This is a genomic window from Pontibacterium sp. (assembly GCF_964228735.1).
Lineage (GTDB): Bacteria > Pseudomonadota > Gammaproteobacteria > Pseudomonadales > Balneatricaceae > Pontibacterium.
Genome location: NZ_CAXRBQ010000103.1, coordinates 49,791 through 56,914, shown reverse-complemented (window position 1 = coordinate 56,914; position 7,124 = coordinate 49,791). Strand labels below are relative to the sequence as shown.

Below are 7,124 nucleotides of genomic sequence, written 5' to 3'. Positions count from 1 at the left end.
CGTCGGAGAAGACGGTGAATGATGCTGCAGTAGCGCAGATGCGGCGGCAGAATCCGGATAAGATCGAGCGGTGTTAAAGAATGTGGTTATATTCAATGCGGTGGCACGGCAATAGCAGATGAATTCACTGATTCAGGTAAGACTCAAGCCACTCCACTACATCTTCTGCATCAGAAACAAGAAAATAACTTAACGTTTCCACTCTCCCTTTCGCTGGAGAGGTTGATAGAACCTGCTCCACTGCCTGCAAAGCACGTGGTTCCATACGCTTAAACGGCGTATAAACCAATAAAATTTCGTTATCAAATCCATATGATTCTTTAAAGTGATCTTCAGGAGATAGAAAATAGACATAAATATCAGTATTATATTCTTTTCTTTTACGCCCCCAAGTAACATAAAAGCCGCTAAGAAACGGGATCAAGAAATCCCTTTGCTCCGGATAGTCATTCAGCAATCCATCTCTTACATCCGCCTTTATTTGACCCACACTCAACTTCCTTATAAATATTAAACAAACACCAAGAACTAAAACCCCTAAAAAACAGAACCCGGATATACTTAAGCACTAACTCAAAAGCCCCCAATGTATAACATTCGGCCATAAAAATTTTAGGAATTTTTATACGTTATTAAGAGCTCCCTTTTATCATTGTTCCTCAAATATAGCGAGCGCTCAAAAACTCACTGCCTACTCTTTGAACAAATCCGGCATGCCCGCTTCAATATTGATGCGGACATGCCTTCAATTTACCTACATCAGGTTGTAAACAAACACCACCAGTACTGCAGCCGGAGTCACGAAGCGCAGGATAAACATAAACAGTTTAAACGCTGCGCCGTTACCGATAGACAGTTCGTTTTCAGTTGCCTGCTTGGACATAAACCAGCCCATAAACAGTGCGATGAACAGACCGCCCAGAGGCATCATCAGGTTCGCGGTTACGTAGTCCAGCAGATCGAAGATGGTTTTACCTTCGAAGCGCTCGAACATACCCAGTGGGTGGAAGCCGGACCATTCGTTCAGGGACAGGATGGTCAGTACACCCAGTGCCCAGATGCTCCAACCACCGATCAGTGCACCCTTGGTACGGTCGATGCCCTTCTGCTCTTCAAACCACTCTACAACCGGCTCCAGCAGGGAGATTGCGGAGGTTACCGCTGCAACTACCAGCAGTACAAAGAACAGGGTGCCGAACAGTACACCACCCGGCATCTGGCCGAAGGCGATTGGCAGGGTCTGGAAGATCAGGCCCGGACCTGCACCCGGCTCCATGCCGTTAGCGAATACCAGTGGGAAAATCGCCAGACCGGCCAGCAGCGCAACCAGAGTATCGACGATGGATACGGTGAACGCGGTTTTTACGATGGATACATTTTTCGGCAGGTAGGAGCCGTACGCCATCATCACACCCATACCCAGGCTGAGGGTGAAGAACGCGTGACCCAGTGCGGTCAGTACACCTTCTGTGGTCAGCTTGGAGAAGTCCGGGCTGAACAGGAAGCTGAAGCCCGCACCAAAGCTGTCGGTGCTCATGGCGTAACCCACCATCACCAGAATCAGCGCAAACAGGATCGGCATCAGGATGTTGATCGCTTTCTCCATACCGGAGCTGACACCACGTGCCACGATCATCACTACCAGCACCATGAACAGGGAGTGCCACATCAACAGGGTGTACGGATCAGACAGCAGACCACCGAACATCTCACCGATGGACTCGGAGCTCGCGCCCACAAACAGGCCACCGGCAGAGTTACCCACATACGCCAGCGCCCAACCGCCGATTACGGAGTAGAACGACAGGATCAGGAACGAGGCGATCATGCCCATACCGCCGAGCCATACCCAGCGTTTTGATAGACCATCCCGCGCAGCCAGTTTACGCATGCTGTTGATCGGGCTGGAACCACCGCGGCGACCGATCGCCACCTCGGCCACCATAATCGGGATACCGATCAGGGCGATACACAGCAGGTAGACCAGCACAAACGCACCACCACCGTTCTCACCGGTGATGTATGGGAATTTCCAGATATTCCCCAGGCCAACGGCGGAACCACTGGCCGCCAGGATAAAGGCCAGTCGGGAAGACCACATTGGGTGGCCAGCATTTGAGTCATCAGACGCTGCAGATCCGGCAGCCGGATTCTGAGTCAATTCAGTCATTTGAAGTCTCCATCTTATTTTTATCTTCAGAGAGGTTTAGTTTTTTAATAAATACGCAGCCCACAAACGGCCCGCAGGCTGCGTATTCTTGGATCAGAATGGGTTAGTTCATGAAGTGCTATTTCATGAAGCGCTCTTCAGCCAGCTCATCTGCGATCTGGCCAGTAGGACGACCGCTCGCATCGGAACGTTTGAAGATCTCTTCCAGGGTGTCTGCAATGGTTTCGATGTGCGCACGCACTTTCTCGTGCTCGTGTCCCACGCGCTCGTAGTAGACGTCGATGATGCCACCGGCATTCAGCACGTAATCCGGTGCGTACAGGATGCCGTGATCCATCAGCAGCTGGTCGTGGCGCGGATGCGCCAGCTGGTTGTTAGATGCACCGGCCACCACTTTTGCCTTGATTTGTGGGATGCTCACGTCGTTCAATACCGCACCCAAAGCACACGGTGCCAGCACGTCCACATCCAGAGACAGGATCTCGCTCTGCGGTACCGCGGTTGCGCCCAGCTCGGTCACGGCCAGCTGCACGGACTCTTCGTGGATATCGGTCACGAACAGCTCCGCACCGGCGTATTTCAGGTGTTTAGCCAGACGGTAACCCACGTTGCCCACCCCCTGGATCGCCACTTTCAGACCGGTCAGGTCATCACGGCCCAGCTTGTGTTTCACCGCAGTTTTCAGACCGATGAAGGTGCCGTACGCGGTTGCTGGAGACGGGTCACCGTTACATGGCAGACCATCAATACCGGTACGCTCGGTCACACCCGCTACGTTTTCAGTGAAGCGGTTCATCACCTGCAGATCCGGTACGCTGGTGCCGGAGTCTTCCGCCGCGATGTACTGACCGCCGGTACGTTCCAGGAAACGGCCCATCGCCGCCAGCAGCTCTTCGGTCTTGTGCTTGCGTGGGTCACCGATGATCACGGACTTGCCGCCGCCCAGCTTCAGGTTGGCCAGCGCGGATTTATAGGTCATGCCCTTGGACAGACGCAGCACGTCACACAGTGCTTCCTCGTCGCTGGCGTATTCCCACATACGGCAGCCGCCCAGCGCCGGACCCAGGTTGGTGTTGTGTACGGCGATGATCGCTTTCAAGCCGGTCTCTTCGTCGCAGAAAAACGCCAGCTGTTCGTGGTTATCAAATTCCGGATGGCTAAAAACAGACATGTTGGATGTTTCCTTCGTGTTCAGTGCTTCTTTCATCAATGCATTCATACCCCAACCTCCTGCAGGTTGCTGGTGTTGTGGGAGGTTTGGGTAACTCGGCTCAGCAGATCCTGACGCTGCGGCTGGGCTTTTTCGTAAGCCGCATCTTTCACCGGGCCGTAACCGCGGATAGAGCCCGCCAATGCTGCCAACGCACAGGCATCGTCATAGGTAACAGAACTCAGGTTGCTGAGGATTGTGTTGATATCGCTTTCGTATTCGCTGATCAGGCGGCGTTCCAGACGGCGGTCAGCGGAGTAGCCGAAGATATCCAGCGGCGTGCCACGCAGGTTGCGCATCTTTGCCAGTTTCTGCAGCATCGGCAGCATCTTGCTGGAGAACTTACGCTTACGCGGACGACCGGTGGCCGGGTTGATCTTGGAGATCAGTGGCGGCGCCAGGTTGAACTCCAGCTCAAACTCACCTTCGAACTGAGCTTCCAACTGCTGCTGGAACTTCTCGGAGGTGAGCTGACGGGCCACTTCGTACTCGTCTTTGTAGGCCAGCACTTTGCTGTAGTTCTCGGCAACGGCCATGGTCAGGCGATTGCCCTTGGTAAGTGCTTGCTGCCCTTGTAACGCTTTCTCGCTTGCCTGCACCTTGTCCACCAGCGCCTTGTAACGCTGTGCCAGCGCGTCGTTCTGGTATTCACGCAGGTGCTGCATCTCACGCTCGGTAACGTCACCCAGGCTTGGGATCATCTTCACCACCTGAACCGCGCTGTCTGGTGTTACCAGCGCCTCAACAGCTGGCAGATCAAAGGCTGCACGACGGCCCCAGAGGAACGCCTGCTTATTGGCATCCACGGACACACCGTTCAACTCGATCGCTTTTTCGATCGCTTCTCGGGTCAGTGGGATCAGGCCTTTCTGCCAGGCATAACCGATGCAGAACAGGTTCACCGCCATGCCGTCACCCAGCAGTTTGGTTGCCAGTTTGGTAGCATCCAGGCAGTGACTGCCGCCTTCGATCGCGGTATCCACGATCACCTGCTGCATGTCGGTGGTAGGTACTTTCAGGTCTGGATCGCGAGTAAAAGCCGCCGGCATGGTTTCGTGGTTGTTCACCACCACACGACTGCGGTTCCGGTCCAGTTTGCCCAGCGCTTCTTCGCTGGCGCCCACCATCAGGTCAAAGCCGATCATCAGGTCGGACTCGCCTGCCGGGATACGCACGGTATGGATCTGGTCCTGGGAGTTGGCGATACGGATGTGGCTCATCACGGCGCCGAATTTCTGCGCCAGACCGATCTGATCGAGTACCGCCGCGCCCTTGCCTTCAACGTGGGCCGCCATGCCCAGCAGTGCACTCACGGTTACCACACCGGTACCACCTACGCCGGTCAGCATGATGTTGTACGGCTGGTCGCTGGTTGGCAGATGAGGTTCCGGCAGTTCCGGGAAGGTGACATTTTTTGCCAGTGCTTCCGGCTTACGCAGCTTGCCACCTTTTACGGTGACAAAGCTTGGGCAGAAACCACGCACACAGCTGAAGTCTTTGTTACAGGCGGACTGGTCGATGCTGCGTTTGCGACCGCGTTCGGTCTCTTCCGGCAGCAGGGATAGACAGTTGGACTGCACACCGCAGTCACCACAGCCTTCGCAGACTTCGGTGTTGATAACTACGCGCTGATCCGGGTCGACCATGCTGCCGCGCTTGCGGCGACGGCGTTTCTCAGCCGCACAGGTCTGGTCGAAGATCATCACGGTACAACCCGGAATGTCACGCAGCTCCAGCTGAACGGCATTCAGGTCGTCACGGTGGTGGAACGTTACTCCGTCAGCAAAGTCGGCGCGGCTTGGATATTTGTCCGGCTCATCACTCACCAACGCGATGCGGCGAATACCTTCGCCGTAGAGTTGATGGGTAATCTGCTGCACGGTCAGGGTGCCGTCGATCGGCTGACCACCGGTCATCGCCACGGCATCGTTGTACAGCACCTTGTAGGTGATATTTACACCCGCCGCCACAGAGGCACGGATTGCCAGCAGACCGGAGTGGAAGTAGGTACCGTCACCCAGGTTCTGGAACACGTGACCGTTGTCGGTAAACGGTGCCTGACCAATCCAGGTTGCACCCTCGCCGCCCATCTGGGTGAAGGTGTCGGTGCCACGGTCCATCCAGGTCGCCATGTAGTGACAACCGATACCACCCAGCGCACGGCTACCGTCCGGCAGTGTGGTGGAGGTGTTGTGCGGGCAACCGGAACAGAAGTGTGGCGTGCGCTCCAGCAGTGCACGCGGCTGTGCCAGCTCTGCCTCTTTGTCATCCAGGAAGCTCAGACGGTGTTTCATCTGCTCGCTGCTGTAGAACGCTTTGATACGGGATGCGATCGCACGGGCTATCATCGCCGGGGTCAGTTCACCCAGGGAGGTCACCAGTTCGCTCTGGTTTTCATCACGTTTGCCGACCACGCGTGGACGTTTATCATCCTGCCAGCTGAACAGTTGCTCTTTCAGCTGATCTTCAATCAGGCCACGCTTCTCTTCGATCACCAGCACTTCGTCGAGGCCCTGGGCAAATTCGCGGATGCCTTCCGGCTCCAGCGGCCAAGGCATTGCCACCTTGTAAAGGCGGATACCCAGAGATGCAGCCAGCTCGTGGCTGATGCCCAGATCTTCCAGCGCCTGCAGTACGTCGAGGTAGGACTTACCGGTGGTAACGATACCGAAACGTGGCTGTTCCGGCTCGATGATCACACGGTCCAGTCGGTTAGCTCGGCAGAAAGCCTGTGCAGCGCGGATCTTATACTTCTGCAGACGCTCTTCCTGCTGCATCGGTTTATCCGGCCAGCGGGCGTTAACCCCATCTTCCGGCATCTCGAAATCGGTTGGAATCTTGATCTCCAGACGGTCCTGATCCAGGTTGGCGGAGATCGCAGAATCCATCACCTCAGCCAGTGCCTTGAAGCCTACCCAGCAGCCGCTGTAACGGGACATCGCCCAGCCGTACAGACCGTAATCCAGCATCTCTTGAATGCCGGACGGGTACAGTACCGGGATCATCGCGTCCATAAACGCGAAGTCACTCTGGTGAGGTAAGGTGGAGGATTTGGAGGCGTGGTCATCACCCGCTACGGCGAGTACACCACCGTGTGGCGTGGTGCCAAAGGCATTAGCGTGTTTGAGTACGTCACCGGTGCGATCGACACCCGGTCCTTTGCCGTACCAGAGGCCAAAAACGCCGTCGTATTTCGCGCCTTCGAAGATGTTGACCTGCTGTGAACCCCAGACGGCGGTGGCGCCCAGATCTTCGTTCACACCTGGCTGAAAGGTGATGTTGTGTTCTTTGAGGTAATCGCGAATCTGCCACAGGGTCTTATCGAAATTGCCCAGTGGAGAGCCACGGTAACCGGAGATAAATCCGGCGGTGTTCAAACCGGCCGCACGGTCGCGCTCGGCCTGCAACATGGGTAGACGTGCCAACGCCTGACTGCCGGTGATATATACCCGACCTGACGTTTTTTCCCACTTATCCTGGAGGGTTATTTCTTCTTGCATGCGTATCGCTCCCAGCCCCGATCAGGTGCACAGATGCCGCCTGGAGTCAGGACAAATCAGTGAAGAATTTGAATGAACGGAGGTGCGGACGGGTTACAGTCGCGCCGTGAGTTCAATCTGGGAGTGTGGAGAAATTCCGGTGACTACCGGTTGTTGTGCAGAGACACACGCAGGATGCGCGCAAACAGCGAATAGAGATAGCATCATAACAAATTACCTTCAAACCGCAGCTGGATCGCAGCGT

Annotated in this window: 4 protein-coding genes; all 4 read right to left on the bottom strand. The window is 55.5% G+C overall.

All coding sequences use genetic code 11. The annotated features are described in order from the left end of the window. Window positions 1-124 precede the first annotated feature (124 nt). Window positions 125-490 (bottom strand): hypothetical protein, encoded by a 366-nt coding sequence (locus ACEQ15_RS11815; protein ID WP_370279392.1) that lies wholly within the window; start codon window positions 488-490, stop codon window positions 125-127. Between the two features lie 264 nt (window positions 491-754). Beyond that, window positions 755-2,170, bottom strand: a complete 1,416-nt coding sequence (locus tag ACEQ15_RS11810; protein ID WP_370279391.1) for a sodium-dependent transporter — start codon at window positions 2,168-2,170, stop codon at window positions 755-757. Window positions 2,171-2,288: 118 nt separating this feature from the next. Continuing rightward, window positions 2,289-3,341 (bottom strand): Leu/Phe/Val dehydrogenase, encoded by a 1,053-nt coding sequence (locus ACEQ15_RS11805; protein WP_370279393.1) that lies wholly within the window; start codon window positions 3,339-3,341, stop codon window positions 2,289-2,291. Between the two features lie 44 nt (window positions 3,342-3,385). Then, window positions 3,386-6,880 (bottom strand): indolepyruvate ferredoxin oxidoreductase family protein, encoded by a 3,495-nt coding sequence (locus ACEQ15_RS11800; protein ID WP_370279390.1) that lies wholly within the window; start codon window positions 6,878-6,880, stop codon window positions 3,386-3,388. Between the last annotated feature and the right edge of the window lie 244 nt (window positions 6,881-7,124).